The sequence below is a fragment of the Bacillus sp. A01H genome (assembly GCF_045277205.1).
In the GTDB taxonomy this organism is placed as follows: Bacteria; Bacillota; Bacilli; order Bacillales; family Bacillaceae_G; genus Bacillus_A; species Bacillus_A paranthracis.
The window spans coordinates 889,449-908,765 of the sequence record NZ_CP117702.1 but is presented as its reverse complement, the minus strand read 5'-3'; the positions used below and the strand labels follow the sequence as shown (position 1 = coordinate 908,765).

Sequence of the window (19,317 nt, the reverse complement as noted above, 5' to 3'; positions counted from 1 at the left end):
TTATAATCTCTCCTTCATCGCAGCCGGAATGAGATAATGAAACAATTTAAATAAAATAAAAATCGGAATATATATAAGAAGTACACTAACAATGAAAACCTCAACTCTAATACCGAAATACGATTTCAAAAACATAAAAATACCACTCGTATTAAAAATCCATTCTATAATATATAAATTAGATAACATAAAAAAGATATTCGTTTTCGCAAAGAATAATGTACTAAGCAACACATTTCGTAAAATATGGCGATTTAAAATATGAAAGCGCCCCAGCCCTTTCGCCTTAGCAAATAGTACATAATCTTTTTCTAGTTCATTTTCAAAACGAAGCACGATCATTTTTACAAACATAATCGTAGTCGGGATGCTCAAACACAATATTGGCAACCCCCTAATCGACTCGCCTCCAATTGAAGCAATTTGAAAAGGTAAAAAACCTGTTTGTTTAAAAAACCATACAACTAAAATTTGTGATACTAAAATAAGAAGGATATCTGGAATGGATTCTAGGAAGATAAGAAATGATTTAATTCGATGTTGTATACGCGGTGAACTACTCATAATTACATAAACAATACAAAATGCTACAAATAATGAAATGAAAAAAGCAGCTAAAAATATAATAATTGTTTCTTTATAATGGACAAACAACTGTGGAAATAAAAATTTATCTCCCACATATTTAAAATTGGAGATGTCCATTAAATTCACAAACACTTCTTGTAAACTCTTTATGTACTGTGATGCATGCAGCTCAAATCCATAAAATAGTTTCGGCAATGTCCCTAAACAAATAATACCCAAAATCGAAATAAGAAATTGAAACGTCACTTCCATCCCATTCAAAAATACTTTTTTGACCATTTTCGCCCTTCTCTCTCTATAATTTACCTCTTAATTTTATTCTTAATTTTCTGAATTGTAAATATTTAATATATAAAAAATCGCTAGGTTATGACCCTAACGATTCTTTGTGTAACTGTTTTTCTCTTTTCGCAAACGGCATATACAAAATAAAACATCCAATAAGCGCAGCTATTTCTAATGAAATAATATAGTAAGGATGTGGTCCTAACATATCAAGTAATGAAGCTGTTTCTGGCTTATGAGCTAAAAACATATAATTACCACCTGTTTTGTAATTTACAAACGAAACAATCGGAATCAATATGTTTAAAAATATCATTGTGCGTTTAATAGATTGTACTGTCGGACGATATCCTTCCACCCAAGTCATAAAGAGCGGTGCCCAAATGAGCAATATATGCGCGATAAAATATTCAATGAACCGAAAATGCGGAAAAGCATACTGCAAGTTTGGCGTTAAAATGGCTTGTGATGCACCAATAATTCCTGTAAAAAATACAATCTCATATATACGGTAACTTTTCGTTATGATCATAATTGACGCTAACAACAAACTAATCGTACATAACTCAAACGGTAATGAAGTGGCTAGCTCAAAAATCCCTGCTTTCCACTCCCACATATGAAGTCCAATTTCACTCCCTATAAATAGAAATGCAATCGCATATCGAACCGTTATATTCCACTCATTTTGACGTAATACATCTTGGTATTGATATAAAAAAACGATTCCCACCAACAGAATAAATAATATAATGGCATGTTGCCTTGAGTAGGGAATAAACGGTTTTAATGGATGCGCACTAAAATAAGCTTCCATCTTCCTTCCTCCTCTCCTTCATACAATATTATTGTAAGAAAAAAAACACGCGTCAATTCATTTGCTTACACTGGGACAAGCTCTACCTTACATTTACATATTCATACCTTACAAAACTGTAAGGTTATTGTAAGCTAAAACGATTTGTCAGATTCTTTCCCTCTTCTATACTTAATGTAGATACTAAAACGAACGAAAAGGTGATAAATAGATGAAGAAGAAAAATAAAGTGTTAATTACTAGTGTAGTAGCAATCGGAATTGCAGCTGGATCATACTTTGCATTTGCTGGCGGCGGTTCAGAAGTAGCAATGGCATATAGCGGATATAAAGTAACAGAAAAACAGATTGAAAACGCGCAAAAATTTGGCGGTGAAGTCATTCCAAACGGAATTGAAACAATTTCATTTGATCCAACAAAAGGTACGTATGAATTAGCTGTAAAAAAAGGTGATGAAGTAAAAAAAGGGCAGCTTCTATTTAAATACAATGACCCAACTGCGAAACAAGGTGTAACTGAAGCAGAAATGCAAAAGAAAATCGCCCAAAAAGAAGTAACATTATTCCAAAAACAAATTGATGCAGCGAAACAAAAATTACAAAAAGATAAAAATGCAGGTCTTCCTGCTGAAGCATTAAAAGCATCAGAAATCGAGGTACAACAATTAGAATCACAGCTTGAAATGAAAAAGTTTGAAGTTGAAAAAGCTGATGAAATGATTAAAGCAGCAAAAGAGAAAGTAAACACACTTTCTGTAACGAGTCCTGCTGATGGCGTAATTGATGATATCGTAAAAGTCGCTGACGAAAAAACAGGTATGAGCGGTATTACACTTCGTCATGCTGGTCCATTTAAAGTAAAAGGTCAACTTTCTGAATATGAGCTTGCTAGTATGAAAGTTGGGCAAGAAGTTACTGTTTCATCAAAAACCGTTGCTGGTAAGACTTGGACAGGAAAAGTAACAGAAATCGGTTCTACTCCATTAAAGAGTATGGACGAAAACAAAACAGTTTCTAACTATCAATTCACTGTCACTTTAGATAATAGTGAAGAATTACAAAACGGCTTCCACGTTTACGTAACAAGTAAATCTGGCGAAGCAACTGGTACAATTGTTCCGAAAAGCAGCATCGTGAAAAAAGGTGATAAAAATGTTGTGTTTGTTGTAAAAGACGGTAAAGCGAAAGAACAAACAGTTACTGTTGAATTCGAGACTGATAGCGAAGCAAAAGTTTCTGGAGTGAAAAAAGGAGAGGAAATTATTTCTAAACCTGAAAAAGACTTAAAAGATGGTATGGAGGTTGTCGCCCAGTGATTAACTTAAAAGGCATCACGAAATCCTTCCAAAATGGTGCAGAGTCCGTTCAAATATTACACGGAATTGACGTAACACTGAACCAAGGAGAATTCACTTCGATTATGGGACCTTCTGGTTCTGGTAAATCAACATTAATGAACATTATTGGTTGTTTAGATAAACCGACGACAGGTACGTACGAACTAGCTGGTCAAAACATTTCAAACATGTCTGAAACAGAACTTGCACACGTACGTAATAAAGAAATCGGATTCGTATTCCAAAACTTTATGTTATTACCGAGACTTACAGCACTTCAAAATGTAGAGCTACCTCTTATTTACGCTGGAGTTGATAAAAAAGAAAGACGTGAGCGCTCATTAGCTGCTTTAACAAAAGTAGGTCTAGCTGATCGTGCTACTCACTTACCGAACGAATTATCAGGTGGACAAAAACAGCGTGTCGCTGTTGCACGTGCAATCGTAAATAATCCAAAGTTCATTTTAGCCGATGAACCGACGGGGGCACTTGATACGAAAACAAGTACACAAATTATGGACCTCTTTTACGAATTAAACAAACAAGGCTCAACAATCATTATGATTACCCATGATCGTGAAATCGGGGAAGCTGCAGCACGTCAAATTGTAATTCGTGACGGAAATATCGTCCAAGATTGGAGAGGTTAATTTTGAACACGAGTGAAAATATACGCATGGCCCTTTCCTCTATCTTTGCCCATAAGATGCGTTCTATCTTAACGATGCTAGGAATTATTATCGGTATTAGTGCCATTATTACTATCATTTCAATGGGTGATGGTACAAATGCAAAGTTTAAAAAAGAGTTAGGCCAAGGAAAAGATAATGAAGTAACGATTTACTACAACAATCCTGATTACGGAACAGATAGTGCAAAAATCACACCTGATATGCTAAACCGTCTTCAAACTGTGTCAGGCGTTAAAGATGTGTATCCAGATGTAAGTATGAAAGTGAAAGCATCTGCCGGTTCAAAAGATGTAAATCTTGATTTAAAAGGTGGAACAGGCGCTTTTATGACAGATTCGAAAATAAAATTAGTTCACGGTCGTGAATTAAATGACAGCGAATTAAATCAAGCAATCCCTGCTGTTATATTAAATGAAGAAGCTTTCAATAAATTGTTTAATGGTTGGGAACCAAATTTATACACAGATATAAAAGGAAAGCCGTATAAAGTAGTGGGTGTGTACGAAACGAAAAACGAATTTGGAATGGCTATGTCAGAAGGTTATACATCACTTGAAAACGCCCCTGTCATTTCAGGAGTAACTGAGTATGACTCTGTAAGATTAACAATGACCTCTCCGGCCGAACGTAAAAGTGTAGAAAAACAAGCCGTTTCTGTTTTAAACGAAATGAAAGCTCCTAAATTTGAGCACAAATTCGAAGCACAAGACTTAGGTGAATTTACGAAGCAATTAGATGAATCAATCGGTATGATGAAAATGGTATTCGGTGGTATTGCCGCTATTTCCTTACTTGTTGGTGGTATCGGTGTAATGAACATTATGCTTGTATCTGTAACAGAGCGTACACGTGAGATTGGTATTCGTAAAGCTCTTGGTGCAACCCGTGGTAAAGTATTAACACAATTCTTAATTGAATCTTGTATTTTAACAGGACTCGGTGGTTTCATCGGTTTCATGCTCGGTATCTTCTTCGCTTGGATTGTCTCAATCTTTGCCGGATGGCCACTCGTTGTCTCAAAAGAACTTGGACTTCTTGCAGTAGGTATCTCAATGTTAATCGGTATTATATTCGGTTTACTGCCAGCTAACAAAGCTGCAAAACTGGATCCAATTGAATGTTTACGATATGAGTAAAAAAGAGGTTGCCTACGTGCAACCTCTTTTTCTATACCAAAAGAAATGAACAACTTTATTATGTGCATCATCTAAGCAAATCTCAAATAACAATATTCGTGTATTAAAAGATTAATTAAGAATTCTTATTTTCACCTTTTTGCGTCCCCACTTAATAGCTTCTCTTTCAGTCGGGAAAAGTACATCAATTATTTTCCCTTTAATAGCACCACCCGTATCACCGGCAATGGCTACACCATAACCCTCAACATCTACTTGCGTTCCTAATGGAATTACTTTAGGATCAACAGCAATTAACTTGATATTTGGGTTTTTCCCTATATCAATACCATATGCAGTAATGCGTTCATGTGGAGGACTGTTCTCTACACTATACGCTGTAGACTCGAAAACCATTTCAATGCCACCGTTTGGATTAATCCATTTTTCCCCTTCATAAGAAATAATCTTTAACCAGCCACTTGTTGTACCATCAATAACAAGCACCTCTTGTGCTGAAAAAGCTTGGCCTCCATTTCCTTTTGTGGATACAAATGATGGTTCATTGTACGTGTAGAATGATTTTTCTACATACTTTTTCTCACCATTTGGATTGATCCATTTTTCTCCTTCATAAGAAATAATCTTTAACCAACCACTTGTTGTGCCATCAATCACAGGTACCTCTTGCGCTGTAAAGACTTGGCCTCCTCCTCCTTTTGGGGATACGAAAGATGGCTCATTATACGTGTAGAATGATTTTTCTACATACTTTTTCTCACCATTTGGATTGATCCATTTTTCTCCTTCATAAGAAATAATCTTTAACCAACCACTTGTTGTACCATCAATCACAGGTACCTCTTGCGCTGTAAAGACTTGGCCTCCTCCTCCTTTCGCAGATACGAAAGATGGCTCATTGTACGTGTAGAATGATTTTTCTACATACTTTTTCTCACCATTTGGATTGATCCATTTTTCTCCTTCATAAGAAATAATCTTTAACCAACCACTTGTTGTACCATCAATCACAGGTACCTCTTGCGCTGTAAAGACTTGACCTCCTCCTCCTTTTGGAGATACGAAAGATGGCTCATTGTACGTATAGAATGATTTTTCTACATACTTTTTCTCACCATTTAAATTAATCCACTTCTCGCCTTCCCAAGTTTGAATTTTCCACCAACCATTGTTTCGTTTTTCCCTTATAAGAATGGTTTGAGGCGGATATTCCACGCCTCCATTTGATTTAACTGATGTAAAAGAAGCTTCATTATATGCATAAAATGACTTTTCTACATTTTCCTTCGTATCCGCATTCGCTAATACACCCGTCATTACACTATGTTTTAACATATATATCACCTATATCCTTTCGTATATTTCAATTAATAATCTCTGAAACAATGAATATTTCATTTTAGAAAATTCATTGTGGTTTTTCATAACTATCAAAAACAGCTATCAAAATTGATAGCTGTTTTATAATCTATTAAATCACTTTATTTAATTACCCTTATAAACATCTTAAAAGATGTTTATATGCTAACGTTGCTAACTTATTTTTGAAATCTACCATAACCAAGGAAATGTTTTTGATTATATGAACTAAACACATTTCCTCTTACAACACCCGTCTGTTCACTTCCTGCATGAATGAACTCACCGTTTCCAAGATAAATCCCCATATGTGATGGGCCAGGTGTATATGTGTTTTGTAAAAAGACTAAATCTCCAGGCTGCGGATCATTAATTTTAATTACCATCGGCCAATATCCTGCTACACTATTCCTTGAAATACTATACCCATTATTTTTATATACATAGTATATGAAACCACTACAATCAAAGGAATTAGGCCCCGATGCTCCAAAGACGTATGGCTTCCCTAATTGTTTTAGAGCTAATTCAATTACTCCTGAGACCTCAGAAGCATTTGGATTAATCCATTTTTCTCCTTCATAAGAAATAATCTTTAACCAGCCACTTGTTGTACCATCAATAACAAGTACCTCTTGTGCTGAAAAAGCTTGGCCTCCATTTCCTTTTGCAGATACAAATGATGGTTCATTGTACGTATAGAATGATTTTTCTATATACTTTTTCTCACCATTTGGATTGATCCATTTCTCTCCTTCGTAAGAAATAATCTTTAACCAACCACTTGTTGTACCATCAATAACAGGTACCTCTTGCGCTGTAAAGACTTGGCCTTCTCCTCCTTTTGGGGATACGAAAGATGGCTCATTATACGTGTAGAATGATTTTTCTACATACTTTTTCTCACCATTTGGATTAATCCATTTTTCTCCTTCATAAGAAATAATCTTTAACCAACCACTTGTTGTACCATCAATAACAGGTACCTCTTGCGCTGTAAAGACTTGACCTCCTCCTCCTTTTGGAGATACGAAAGATGGCTCATTGTACGTATAGAATGATTTTTCTACATACTTTTTCTCACCGTTTGGATTGATCCATTTTTCTCCTTCATAAGAAATAATTTTTAACCAGCCACTTGTCGTCCCATCGATAACAGGTACCTCTTGTGCTAAAAAGGATTGGCCTCCTCCTCCTTTTGCAGACACAAATGATGGCTCATTATACGTATAGAATGGTTTCTCTACATACTTTTTCTCACCATTTAAATTGATCCACTTCTCGCCTTCCCAAGTTTGAATTTTCCACCAACCATTGTTTCGTTTTTCTCTTATAAGAATTGTTTGAGGCGGATATTCCACGCCTCCATTTGATTTAGCTGATGTAAAAGAAGCTTCATTATATGCATAAAATGACTTTTCTACATTTTCCTTCGTATCCGCATTCGCTAATACATCCATCATTACACTATGTTTTAACATATATATCACCTTTCCTTTTCTTCTACTTAATTTATATAAAGTAACGATCCCATTAATTTCAAATAATACTTAATAAAAAATACAAAAGGCCACTTAAATAAGTTGGCCTTTTGTATTATCTAATTACTACATGTTCTTCACGAATCCAACGATTCCCACCAATATCAACATGTCCATCTTGACGCCCAAATAATCGATACGGCTCGCTACCATCGACAAAACCAGTATCTTTTCCATTCGGTCCATCGTAATGTCTAATTTGATAACCAGAAGGATATTTTGAATAAGCATAAAACCATTGAACATCGAAATGCTCTAATTTTGCCCATTGTTGATCCCCGCCGAAATTAATCATATATTCTGGGATCCACCAAGCTTTATAAATTAAATATGGGTTTTTATCTTTAATAGAATTACCTGAAAATATAAAATCAGTTGGATTTGTATTTAAGTTCACCTCATATCCAACAGGATATTTTGAGATAGCGATCCCAATACCTACCGGTCGACTTTGTTGCCCATTGTTATCACCATTTCCATCAAGAAACCAAGATAATGACTTGTTACCAATTAAATAATTCAAATCACATTTACCAATACCAGATACATTTCCTGTCTCAGTATACTGCCAAATGTCACAAGGATAAGCTGGTTTATTCCCGCCATAACGTGGAATCCATGTAAAATCAGCTTTAATATTTGCTGCACCAAACGCTTCATAAGTATGATGCCCTACGTATAAACCAACTTTTTTTGCTCCTAAACGGCGTAATTCATCGATAAATGCTTGCGTCCCACTTTGCATATCACCCATTGTCTTAACCTCAACGTCTGCAACCCAAAATAATGCACCTTTGTCACCTCGCGCCCAAAAATCTTGCGCTTCTTTCTTAGCATCCGCAACAGACGTAAAGCGGCAAAATGCGTAATTTCCATACGGTACTTTATAACTTTTCATAGCTTGAACGTATTCTTTATACATAGGATCTACGTAATTTGAGCCATCTTGCACCCTAGCAATAACTAAATCAAGCTGTGGAGCCGCTACACTCCAATCTATATTACCGTTCCATTTTGAAATATCTACAATGTGTCCCATTCCTTCATTTCTCCTTTTTATGTTCTTGTTTTTGTTCATTATTTAAAACTTCAACAGCACTGATTAATATTTTCGGAATCTTAATCCCTATACGACCAGCATTTTCTAAAACTGATAATGCTTCATTTCCTATAAAGAAAAAGATTGTTGCTTCTCGAATTCCACTATTACTACCAAATAATGAATCTAGCTGTGCTGCAACTCCAATTAATAAAAATAACATCACCTTTTTAGCAATGCCCTTAAAGCCAACTTTACTTTTCAATTCTCCGCTATACCCTGCTGCAATCATTCCAGACAGATAATCAATAACTGCTATTATTACCAATACTTTCAATGCAACATCAAACCCTCCAAAAAAATACCCACAAAAAGCTCCGAATGTCGCTCCAAATATCTTTATTAAACTAGCAATATGAGCCACGTTCCTTTCTCTTTTTTCAAATAAAAAAGAAAGACAAATGTCTCTCTTCGCTTTTTATTAAATCACTAAGATTTATTTGTATAGGAGGGATAGTTTTTATCTTTAATAACCTTTTCCATACTAATTAATTTTTAATTAGGCTACGCTTTGCACCTTTATAGTTACTTAATTCTATATTTTTCCAAATTTGTTAATTCAGGAGAAGTGTATACATATTTTCTTCCTTTATCATACCTCCTTGTACTACTCTTTTACCTAATACACCAAAAGCTATTTCGCTACTTTAAATGTATTAAGTTTGAGAGTATATAAACTTATTCAACCCTTAAAAATACTATCTTCTCATTCCTAAACTTGCTTAAATGTAGGAGGTTAAACATACATGAAATAAAAAATATTCATTTGTATATTTAGCTCAGATAATATCTACAAAGTTGAGTAATACACACACCACACAGGAGTACTCTTACCTCCAAGGCCCCGCTGGTTATCTACGCGAACAAAGTGCATGGTGACCTATGAAAGCATCACTGTACGATAACCCGAGTGCGTCCTATTCTGGTGGAACGCTTATTCACCAGAAGGGATTTTGTTTTCCCCTTCTGATACTAAGATTATCATTCATCCATATTTATAAATTCCCCTTAATTATCCCTCTCTTCATCGGAAATTTCTCCTTCTACTATCTTTATTGATTATGTAAATCTATTGAAAATATCTCACTATTTTCCCATTCGGATATAGTAAACCTTTACTTATGATGCTCAAATCACCCCTAAAGCCGTAGCAATTAAGCGAAGAGCATTCTTCTTCTTTTCATAATAAGAGTCTTTCTTTATTAACAATTCATTATAAATATAATCATCTCTTAATTTTTGATCGCTTAAATACTTCATCTCAATAATGTTTCTCTCGTCCTCATCTAAGCTATACTTTAAAGCTTTTTCAACCTGTCTATACTTCATTTGATTAATCTGCTTAGTATTACAAATTTCAGGAAACAAATCAATTTCCCCCTGCTGTTGCACAACATCATCTCCAAAACGCACCTTTAATGCACGATGTTCCTTCAAAATACTTATAACTACTTTTTGTATTTTCTTTTCTGTTTCTTTATCCATAATTGATAATAAAATTGGTTGTTCCAAATTAAAAACCTCCTAAGAATATAATTTATTTTTGTATAAAATTCTTCTTACTAAAAAAACAATCTATATTTATTGGAGAACATAATTCAATCTGCTTATTAAAACAAAAGCATTTTTCTAATGAGAATCTATTTCTCCTAGCTTAGTTTCATACAGTGAAACCAAATACTTAAAAATTTTTTTATGCTATGAAAAGTTTTGTATTCCCTTTCTTTAACCTTACGTATTTCACAAATTGAAGGATCAAACAGTTCTTTACATAGCTTCAAATTATATCAACCCTTTCCTCTTTACGTTTTCTATCTGAAAACTTTATAATAAAAATAAGAGTTATTTTTGGAAACTCGTTTAAAGGGGAGACAATATATAATGGAAATAAAAGATAGATTAAAACAAATTAGAATACATAATAAGCTAAGCCAAGAACAATTCGGGAAAGAGGTTGGCTTAACAAAAGGAACTGTTTCTAAATTTGAAAATGGGAAAGCCTTTCCTGGACGAGAAACATTAGAAAAAGTTTCAAAAAGATTTAATGTTACTATTGACTACTTATATGGAGAAAGTAAAGAAATAGATTTAAATGCACACAAATATAAAAAGTTTAAAGAAATCATGGAATGGCTAGAACCGTTACCAAAAGATGAAAAAGATATAGCATTAGAACAAATGCTTTCTATCGCTCAGGCGCTAAATAAAAATCATACGAAACCTGAGAAGAAATAGCCTATTTATTTAGAAGAATGGCTATTTCTTTTAATTTTTTCTATGTATTCATCTAATTTCTCTGGGGCTATCTTTACTATCGTATTTATAAATAGCTTAACGATTTCCTCTTTTGTCATCTCCAAAATCCTCCATCACCTTTAACAGGATAATGATTTCTTACTGAACTACTTTCCAACTTATCATTACTAAATTTTCTTTATTTAATCTCCCTCCTATATATACTCATTTTCATAACTATTTGTATATGTTAAACCACGCACCTAATTCCCAAAAAATACTACAAAATATCTTTATGAATATTTTACCACCAATCGAACTTTTGTTCTATATTTAGTTTATAATTCTTTAAAAAACAGCGTATAATCATTCTATTATTTGTAATTCGAAGCAAATCTCCACTATTTTTTATTGTATTGAAGAATAATTCAATTTTATCAACGTTTTATTAAAAATATGAATCTACAGGAATTCACGAACCAATTCATAACAATATCGTCCCTTTAAATCATGTTTCTTCTATTATATATGTTTCATGTTGCGATTATCTTTTTATCCTTGCAACTTTCATTTCGCATTACCACTATCCTACAATCCTATTATTGCAAAAATAATATGTGACACCCTAAAATCAAGGCGTAATTTTTTCCATACCTCGACTTATTTTGTAACAATTATAGCGATATTTTATTAAATTTCACCTCATTTTTATTTCTCCACAACTAAAATAGTTATTTTTACATAACTAATTTTCTGTTCCGACAGCAAAATACGCCATTTTTGTAATGATTACGAAATAATTACGTAATACTATAGAAATACTATTAACCTATCAGAAATTGAAATACTACCTTTTTTATGCATCATGTGCTCTAACCTCCCCTAAAAACTATAAGAAAGCGCTTTTAGGATATTACTGGAATTATTACAAAATATTAATGACCCGTTACGAAAGCTTTGTAATTTTATGTTTTTCGCAAATAAGAAAATAATGGTTGCTATAATGAGGTCAACGAAAACAAATGCAATGGAGGCTATTATGAAAAAATTTATGGGTATAGCAACAGCAGCGGTTTTTGGTCTTGGGATTTTCACAACATCTGCTAAAGCAGAAACAATCGTAACGACTGATGTACTAAATGTACGAGAAAACCCAACTACTGAATCAAAAGTTGTAGGAAAATTATTAGATGGATATAAAGTTAACGTTTTACATACAGAAAACGGATGGTCAAAAGTGAAATTGAATAGCGGTAAGGAGGCTTTCATTAGCGCTGACTACACAAAAGACACTTACTACGTAACAGCTAACGTATTAAACGTACGTGCTGGTGCAAACACAGACTCAGAGATTCTTGGGAAATTGAAACAAGATGACGTAATCGAAACAACACACCAAGTTGAAAATGGTTGGATCCAATTTGAATATAACGGAAAAACAGCTTACGTTCACGTTCCTTACTTAACAGGTAAAGCTCCAGTTAAAGTTCAACCAGTAGTTAAAGCTGAAAAAACAATTACAGTTCAAGATACAGCTAAAGCCGTGGCAACAACTAAAGCTCGTGAAGTAGCTGAAACGCAAGCAAAAGCTAAAGCGGAGGAAGCAACTAAAGCTCGCGAAGCAGCTGAAGCTCAAGCAGCGGCTAAAGCTCGTGAAGCAGCTAAGGCTCAAGAGACAGCTAAAGCTCAGGCAGAAGCTAAAGCTCAAGCAGCAGCTGAAGCTCAAGCAGAAGCTAAGGCTCAAGAAGCAGCTAAAGCTCGTGAAGCAGCTAAAGCTCAAGCAGCAGCTGAAGCTCAAGCAGCGGCTAAAGCTCAAGAGGCAGCTAAAGCTCGTGAAGCAGCTAAAGCTCAAGCAGCAGCTGAAGCTCGTGAAGCAACTAAAGCTCGTGAAGCAGCTGAGGCTCAAGAAGCAGCTAAAGCTCAAAAACCAGCTACACAACAACCTGTTGCAAAAGAAACTGAAACAAGTGCACCATCATCTTCTCGTGAGTTACGCGTTGTAGCAACAGCTTACACAGCAGATCCACTTGAAAATGGTTATAAAGCAGGCGACCAAGTAAAATCAGCTTTAGGTCACAACTTAACAGCTAATCCAAATATGAAACTTATTGCAGTTGACCCAAGTGTCATTCCATTAGGTTCAAAAGTATGGGTTGAAGGTTACGGAGTAGCAATCGCTGGTGATACTGGTGGAGCTATTAAAGGAAATAAAATCGACGTTTTAATGCCAGATAAAGGCACATCTAGTAACTGGGGACGTAAAACAGTTACAGTTAAAGTATTAAACTAGTTTGTAAAAAAAGAGTCAGTCTCATTGAGGCTGACTCTTTTTTTGATGCTTACATTCTTTCTCTTGGAAGTAAGCAATATTATCTCGAAGCCACTTCCTCTCTAACATAAACAAGTTCCCACGTTTTTTGTGCACTTTGTCAAACGTCTGTAAAACTTCTTCATGATTAGCAAACTTATGTAAAAAATGAAGTGCAATGATAACCTCTGATTCATCTGTAGACTCTACTTCATTTTTACGTCTCCTAGAAACAAGAACAAAGCGATAAATCATTTAACTGCCTCGCTTCTTCATACGCACATTGCCGAACTCCTGCTTCTTCGTCAGCCATCCGTCTTAATAAATCATCTATATACTCTTCCATCTCCTTCTCTCCCGTCCAAATTAAGTCTATCTCTTTGCATTCTATATACGATAAACCACTATTTCACCAGAAAAAAGAGGATGCCACGGCATCCTCTCCTTGTACTTCCCTATTCCACACAAGTAAACTGCGTCCAAGCTCCTACATAATCTAGTAAGAATAACTCTTCTTCTGCAATTGTACCGACAATATTTTTTCGTTCATCTATCGGCATTTCTTTTAGAATGATTTGTAATTCGCCTTTATACTTACCAAATGAGTTGTTACCAATTACAACTTGGCCTCTTTCCTGTCGTACACTTTCGCGCACCGGGAAGTCATAGTCTTTGTACTTTTTACGTACTTCTGTAGAACGTACCATATATTCTGTTATGTCACCGCGTCTTACGTGTAATTCTTGCAGCGTGGCTCTCTTCTCTACTTCAGTCGCCTCGTCTACAAAGTTTACTTTCAGCTGTAACATGTAACGATTTAAGTTTCCTAGTTTCTCTAACTCTTCTTCACTCGCATAAGCATTTCCGATAATAACGTCATCAATAAGCCCTGTCGCCCATAAATGTTTCGCTTGTACTTCAATCGGTAAGTTACGATGCTGTTCTAATGTACATAATCCGTCGTTAATATCCCATGGGCCGATGTTAGCTGCATGTGACGTAATAAACGCTGCCGTGCGAATACCATGTTTTTTAAAGCGTTCACTACAGCGAATGAAATAGTCGTACGGAAGTCCAGTAAATTTTTGCGGATAGAAGTTATGACAACCGATTAAAGCTGACTTATTTGCCTGATGCGAAAGAATATTTTCTAAGTAAGCAATATCGTTACTTACGTTCAGCTCAATTTTTAAGCCGTACGGATTATTCGTCATTTTCGCTTCAGTTAATCCGTCAAACCCTAAATCTAATCGAATACCGTCTGCACCTAACTCTGCGAAGAATGATAGATCACTATAACTAATACCGAGCTGATCAAAGACAGCTGGAGCTACATCTAAAATAACTTCCATATTGTTATCTTTTGCGTGATGAATAATTTCTTTAAATTCAGCTACAATTTCTTCTTTCGGACGATTCACAGACAATAGACATGTGAATATTCTTGAAAAACCGTGGCGTGCCGCTGCCGAAATGTATGCCATATCTTTTTCTTTCGTTGAATGCTCTGGATAAAGTGAAATTCCTAATTTACGCTCCATGCTTTTGCATCTCCTTCACACGTTGTATTAATGCCATGCTCGTAAATCTATATTTTGCAGATAAACATGTTGCACATAAAATCGTTGGTACAATAATTACGTACGGTGATTGTAAGCTTAGCATTACATAGGCACCCATTGAACTACCGATAAATACAATTGATACTAGTAGTAAAACTAATAAAGATTTACTTTGTACCCATTTTGAATAATGTGCAATACACTGCCCCGCTACAAATGTAATTAAGATGATAATTGCTCCGAGCATTCTGTTTTCTCCTCTCCTGCTAATTGTTGTTTCTCATACATTTTGAAGAACGGATAGTAAATAACGAATGAGATAACAAAGTTAACAAGTACAAGTACACCAGCCATAATTGTCCAGTCCGTACTAATAATCGCTGCAATTGGCGCTAACATCGTAAATGGCAATTTCGCCATCATCATCGGAATCATACCTGAAACAACTGCGAAATATGATACTGTCGTTGTAACTAACGGTGTAATTACGAACGGGATAATTAAGATTGGGTTCATTACAATTGGTGCCCCGAAAATAATTGGTTCATTAATATTGAATAAGCCTGGCACGAATGATAATCTACCTAACTCTTTTAAGAACTTAGATTTAGAGAACATAAACATAATTACTAAAGCTAACGTTGAGCCTGATCCACCAATCCATACGAACCATTGAATAAATTGCTCTGTAAATAAGTTTGGTAATTGATGTGCATTTCCTGTAGCTGTGAATACTTCCATATTTTCAAGAATTGCAGAATCCCACATTGGACGAATGATCGGTCCTAAAATCGCAGGGCCATGTATACCGAATGACCAGAAGAATACGATTAAGAATACTGTTAATAAACCGCCGAATAAATTATTTCCTACTAATACTGATTTTAGTGGTGCGATTAAATATGTGATTGTTGTATTTACATCAAATTTCAAACCGTAGCGAATGCCCCAGAATAAAAGAATAACTGCTAACGTTGGAATTAATGCTGCAAACGAATTTGAAACTGCTGGTGGTACACTATCTGGTAATTTAATTGAGATATTATGCTTAATCATAAAGTGATAAATTTCTACTGCAATTAAAGCTGTAACAATTGCGCCGAATAAAGATGTTGCACTTAATGTTCCTACTGAAATATATCTACCTGCATCAATAACACCTGGTACGGCTTTCGTAATTTGAATGGGTTCAACTGATGCTAGTAAAAAGGCGAGTACAGATAATAACCCTGCACTTAACTGATTGAGCTGATAAAAATTCGCGAGCGAAGCGCCTACCCCAAATGCTGCGTATAACGCCATTAGTCCTACTGTAAATCGGAATGGAATATCTAAAATATGGCGAAACGGTGCAATCCATTCCATATATGCATCAATTGGTAAGTTTAAAAAGATAACGAAAAATGATCCGACAATCGTTAACGGTAATGTAGAAATAACCCCGTTTCGAATTGCTAATAAATGTCGCTGTCCGGCAATCTTTTGTGTTGTTGGCATAATCTTTTGTTCCATAAAACTCATAAAGCCATTCATCAAAACCCCTCCTCTTTCTCTTTTCTATGAAAGAATGAAATAAAGTTATAACATTATAATGTTTATATTTAAAAAAATATAATTATGCTAAAACTAATTGTTCTGCTTGTTTCAATACTTTCAAACCATCACACATGCCATAATCTCGTTGGTCTATAATCGCAACTGGTATATTGTATGAATTTGCAAGAAACTCTACGGCTGGAAATAAATATTTCACTTGCGGACCAATTAAAACAACATCAGCATTTTTTATTTCCAGTTTCACAAGTTCTGAATCAACTGCTTTAATTTTATAATCCTTCCCTTGTTTCATTGCCTCTTCTTGCATTTTTCTTACAACCATACTCGTTGACATGCCTGCTGCACAACATAATAAAATGTACATCTTATACTGTCACTTTCTCTTCTATTCGTTTATGAAGAGTGATAAATTCTTCAGCAAGTTCTTTCACTGTAATGGCATTCATTAAATGATCTTGTGCATGCACTAACAGTAAACTGATTTCCGCATGATTTCCTCTTGCTTCTTCTTGAATTAAGTCTGTTTGAATACGATGAGCTGCTGAAATTTCTTCCCTAGCAAGTTTCATCTTTTCACTCGCATTCTCAAAATCTCCCTGTCTTGCAAAAGCAATTGCTTCAAGTGACGCGCTTCTCGCGTTGCCACCGTGTAAAATTAACGCAAATGGAGTTTGCATATCAGTCATTTTAAATTCCCCCAAGCCATCTTTTTTCTATATTGTTATCTTATTATGAAAACGCATACAATTAAACATAAAAAACTTCCGTTGTGTAACGGAAGTTTTTATATACTTTTCTTATAACGTTAATAATATCTCTTGAAAATCTTCAACCACTTCAGCCTGAGCTAATTTCTCTATCGTATTTTGATTAGACATAATATCATATAAAAAATCATAAAGCTTTTGTAAATCTTCATTATTATTGCGCTTTACACTAAATAAAATAATAACTTGTACTTTCTTATCTCCCCAATCAACAGCTTTTTCAAGTGTACAAAACATCAAAAATGTTTTCTCACTTAATAACTGCATCGGATGTGGAATCGCAACTAAATTTCCAACCGCTGTAGGAGATGTATTCTCTCTTTCCATAACAGAGTCATAAAAGTGTTCTGGTACATAGTTTTTCTCAGCAGCTTTCTCACATAAAAATCGGATAACCTCTTCCTTCGTAGAAGCATTGTGATTTAAAAAGATTAAATCTTCCTTCATATATTGCTGTACACTAGTATTCACATGCGTAAATAACTGCTGACCAATTGACTTAATCTCTTTATCATCAAATATTGAGTTTACTTTTATAACAGGCACAGGTAAACCACTTGGTATATGAATCGTACTAATAATACAATCTATCTTTTCTTTGTAGAGATCTTCTACTTTCAATTGATAATAACCGGTAATTCCCACAATCTCTAATTTATCTCGGAACTGTGATAGAATTTTATATTTCAATAGTTGGGCACTTCCTTGACCAGTTGCACAAACTAATAAACATCTTTTCTTTTGATTCTGTTCCTGTAAACGGCTCATCGCTCCGCCGAAGTGAATCGCAATATAACCAATTTCACTTTCCGGAATCGATTCTCCCGTATATTCACCAATTATATCTCCAACGAGAACCGCAATTTCAAAAGCATACGGATAATTCTTTTTCACTTCTGCCAAAAGAGGATTTCTCGTATTTAACTTATACTTCAAACGATTTAATAACGTTTTTAAATGAACACCAAACCCAAATAATAATTCTTCATCATAATAAAAAATAAGATTCCGTTCTTCCGCTACTTTAAAAAGAATATGTTGCATGAATGCATATAGATCTTTTCCTAATAGTTCTTCCACATTTTCATAACGATCTTTCGCTGTAACAGCAGTACTTAATAAATGCATCGTCACATATAAAACTTCTTCTTCTGGAAATGAAAGATGCAACTCTTTCTCTAAATCCCCTAAAATCTCTTTCGCAATTGTATATTCTTTCTTTATTATAAGTTCAGCTTGCTCTACATGTAGTCCTTTCATATAATGTTGATCTTCACAACGCTTTAATGCAATTGCAATATGAATGACTAAATTATCAATTTCTATATCTGATAAGTATATCGTTCCTCCTTCGATATACTTTAATATAATCGAACGGATAAGCGGTATATGAGGTAGCGATAAGTATGTATCATTCTGCTCAAATTGCTCATGAAACGGAGTATGGTCATAACGCGGTAAACCATATTGTGATAAACAAGAACGAATATGAAACTCCTCTCCGACAATACGTATACCATAATACGGTCTCTTTTCAATTTGTAATTGATAGCGACCACATATATCTGTCACATCTTTCATAATTAAATTTACAGTCGATTTACTTACATAAATCTCCTCTGCTAACTGTGAAAGCTTCACATACCCATCTGTCGTTAAAATACGTTGTAGAATGTAAGCTATCCTTTCTTCGTAAGAAGTTGGGATCTTTTCCGTCTGTTTTTGAAATAGACTCACGCAAAACTCTTCAAACTTCTTCGCTTGTATAATTTCTAGTTCGTATCCAGTCCCTCTTTGCGATTCAATTTTCGCTCCATTTTCTTCCAATATATCATTTAATAATTTTATATCTTTTTGAATCGTCTTCGTTGATACATGTAAACGGCTCGCTAAAAAAGCTCGATTTAACATCGATTTCTCTTCTAAAAACTCCTCTAAAATAGAAACTAATCGCTGATGCACCTTTGTCATAGCTCTTCCTCTCGCAATTTATATATAAAAAGGAAAAAGCTGCTGAAATCAGTAGTTTTTCCCT

General features: G+C 34.7%; 18 protein-coding genes and 1 pseudogene. 5 read left to right on the top strand and 14 right to left on the bottom strand.

Annotated features, from left to right (window positions below; genetic code table 11):
- Positions 1-867 (bottom strand): ABC transporter permease subunit, encoded by an 867-nt coding sequence (locus PSR14_RS04865; RefSeq protein ID WP_000239661.1) that lies wholly within the window; start codon positions 865-867, stop codon positions 1-3.
- An 88-nt stretch (positions 868-955) separates the two neighbouring features.
- The gene (locus tag PSR14_RS04860; protein WP_000388673.1) at positions 956-1,690 is read right to left on the bottom strand and encodes a TIGR02206 family membrane protein; all 735 of its coding nucleotides are present in this window, start codon (positions 1,688-1,690) and stop codon (positions 956-958) included.
- A gap of 211 nt (positions 1,691-1,901) precedes the next feature.
- Between PSR14_RS04860 and PSR14_RS04855 the strand changes: the two genes are divergently transcribed.
- From PSR14_RS04855 to PSR14_RS04845, 3 genes are read left to right on the top strand one after another with little or no spacing between them, the layout of a single operon-like run.
- Complete coding sequence (locus tag PSR14_RS04855) at positions 1,902-3,005, top strand: efflux RND transporter periplasmic adaptor subunit (protein ID WP_000728818.1); 1,104 nt, start codon at positions 1,902-1,904, stop codon at positions 3,003-3,005.
- The gene (locus PSR14_RS04850) at positions 3,002-3,676 is read left to right on the top strand and encodes an ABC transporter ATP-binding protein (RefSeq protein ID WP_000609100.1); all 675 of its coding nucleotides are present in this window, start codon (positions 3,002-3,004) and stop codon (positions 3,674-3,676) included. The genes PSR14_RS04855 and PSR14_RS04850 overlap by 4 nt, the downstream gene beginning before the upstream one ends.
- Positions 3,677-3,702: 26 nt before the next feature.
- A complete protein-coding gene (locus tag PSR14_RS04845; RefSeq protein WP_404841371.1) occupies positions 3,703-4,854 on the top strand; it encodes an ABC transporter permease in 1,152 nt (383 codons plus the stop codon).
- A 111-nt stretch (positions 4,855-4,965) separates the two neighbouring features.
- Here the strand turns inward: PSR14_RS04845 and PSR14_RS04840 are convergent, their stop codons facing one another.
- The 5 genes from PSR14_RS04840 to PSR14_RS04820 form a co-directional block, all read right to left on the bottom strand.
- Positions 4,966-6,189, bottom strand: coding sequence for a 3D domain-containing protein (locus PSR14_RS04840; RefSeq protein ID WP_048520129.1), 1,224 nt, complete (start codon positions 6,187-6,189; stop codon positions 4,966-4,968).
- Between the two features lie 203 nt (positions 6,190-6,392).
- Positions 6,393-7,694 carry a C40 family peptidase gene (locus tag PSR14_RS04835; RefSeq protein WP_095842583.1) on the bottom strand — a complete coding sequence of 434 codons (1,302 nt, stop codon included), beginning with the start codon at positions 7,692-7,694 and terminating at the stop codon, positions 6,393-6,395.
- Between the two features lie 115 nt (positions 7,695-7,809).
- A complete protein-coding gene (locus PSR14_RS04830) occupies positions 7,810-8,793 on the bottom strand; it encodes a glycoside hydrolase family 25 protein (RefSeq protein WP_000509862.1) in 984 nt (327 codons plus the stop codon).
- A 4-nt stretch (positions 8,794-8,797) separates the two neighbouring features.
- A complete protein-coding gene (locus PSR14_RS04825; RefSeq protein WP_000930103.1) occupies positions 8,798-9,217 on the bottom strand; it encodes a holin family protein in 420 nt (139 codons plus the stop codon).
- 764 nt (positions 9,218-9,981) lie between these two features.
- A complete protein-coding gene (locus PSR14_RS04820; RefSeq protein WP_000437483.1) occupies positions 9,982-10,365 on the bottom strand; it encodes an ArpU family phage packaging/lysis transcriptional regulator in 384 nt (127 codons plus the stop codon).
- A 369-nt stretch (positions 10,366-10,734) separates the two neighbouring features.
- On the opposite strand from PSR14_RS04820, the gene PSR14_RS04815 reads away from it, so the two are divergent.
- Entirely contained in the window at positions 10,735-11,088 is a 354-nt protein-coding gene (locus tag PSR14_RS04815) for a helix-turn-helix domain-containing protein (protein WP_000402994.1), read from the top strand.
- A gap of 916 nt (positions 11,089-12,004) precedes the next feature.
- The gene (gene entC, locus PSR14_RS04810; protein ID WP_113732707.1) at positions 12,005-13,378 is read left to right on the top strand and encodes a cell wall-binding protein EntC; all 1,374 of its coding nucleotides are present in this window, start codon (positions 12,005-12,007) and stop codon (positions 13,376-13,378) included.
- A gap of 21 nt (positions 13,379-13,399) precedes the next feature.
- On the opposite strand, the pseudogene PSR14_RS04805 reads toward entC, so the two are convergent.
- The 7 genes and pseudogenes from PSR14_RS04805 to PSR14_RS04775 form a co-directional block, all read right to left on the bottom strand.
- Positions 13,400-13,633: pseudogene (locus tag PSR14_RS04805) on the bottom strand (hypothetical protein); the annotation flags it as partial.
- Positions 13,634-13,851: 218 nt separating this feature from the next.
- Positions 13,852-14,937, bottom strand: coding sequence for a DUF871 domain-containing protein (locus PSR14_RS04800; protein WP_000440031.1), 1,086 nt, complete (start codon positions 14,935-14,937; stop codon positions 13,852-13,854).
- Positions 14,927-15,205 carry a hypothetical protein gene (locus tag PSR14_RS04795; RefSeq protein WP_000900037.1) on the bottom strand — a complete coding sequence of 93 codons (279 nt, stop codon included), beginning with the start codon at positions 15,203-15,205 and terminating at the stop codon, positions 14,927-14,929. Before PSR14_RS04795 ends, PSR14_RS04800 begins: the two co-directional genes overlap by 11 nt.
- Positions 15,181-16,491: a PTS sugar transporter subunit IIC gene (locus PSR14_RS04790; RefSeq protein WP_001013054.1), complete on the bottom strand. Its 1,311-nt coding sequence runs from the start codon at positions 16,489-16,491 to the stop codon at positions 15,181-15,183. The genes PSR14_RS04795 and PSR14_RS04790 overlap by 25 nt, the downstream gene beginning before the upstream one ends.
- An 82-nt stretch (positions 16,492-16,573) precedes the next feature.
- Positions 16,574-16,879 (bottom strand): PTS sugar transporter subunit IIB, encoded by a 306-nt coding sequence (locus PSR14_RS04785; RefSeq protein WP_000275647.1) that lies wholly within the window; start codon positions 16,877-16,879, stop codon positions 16,574-16,576.
- 1 nt (position 16,880) lies between these two features.
- On the bottom strand, positions 16,881-17,201 hold the full coding sequence (locus PSR14_RS04780) for a PTS lactose/cellobiose transporter subunit IIA (protein WP_000131335.1): 321 nt from the start codon (positions 17,199-17,201) through the stop codon (positions 16,881-16,883).
- A 111-nt stretch (positions 17,202-17,312) separates the two neighbouring features.
- Complete coding sequence (locus tag PSR14_RS04775; protein ID WP_000169841.1) at positions 17,313-19,253, bottom strand: BglG family transcription antiterminator; 1,941 nt, start codon at positions 19,251-19,253, stop codon at positions 17,313-17,315.
- Between the last annotated feature and the right edge of the window lie 64 nt (positions 19,254-19,317).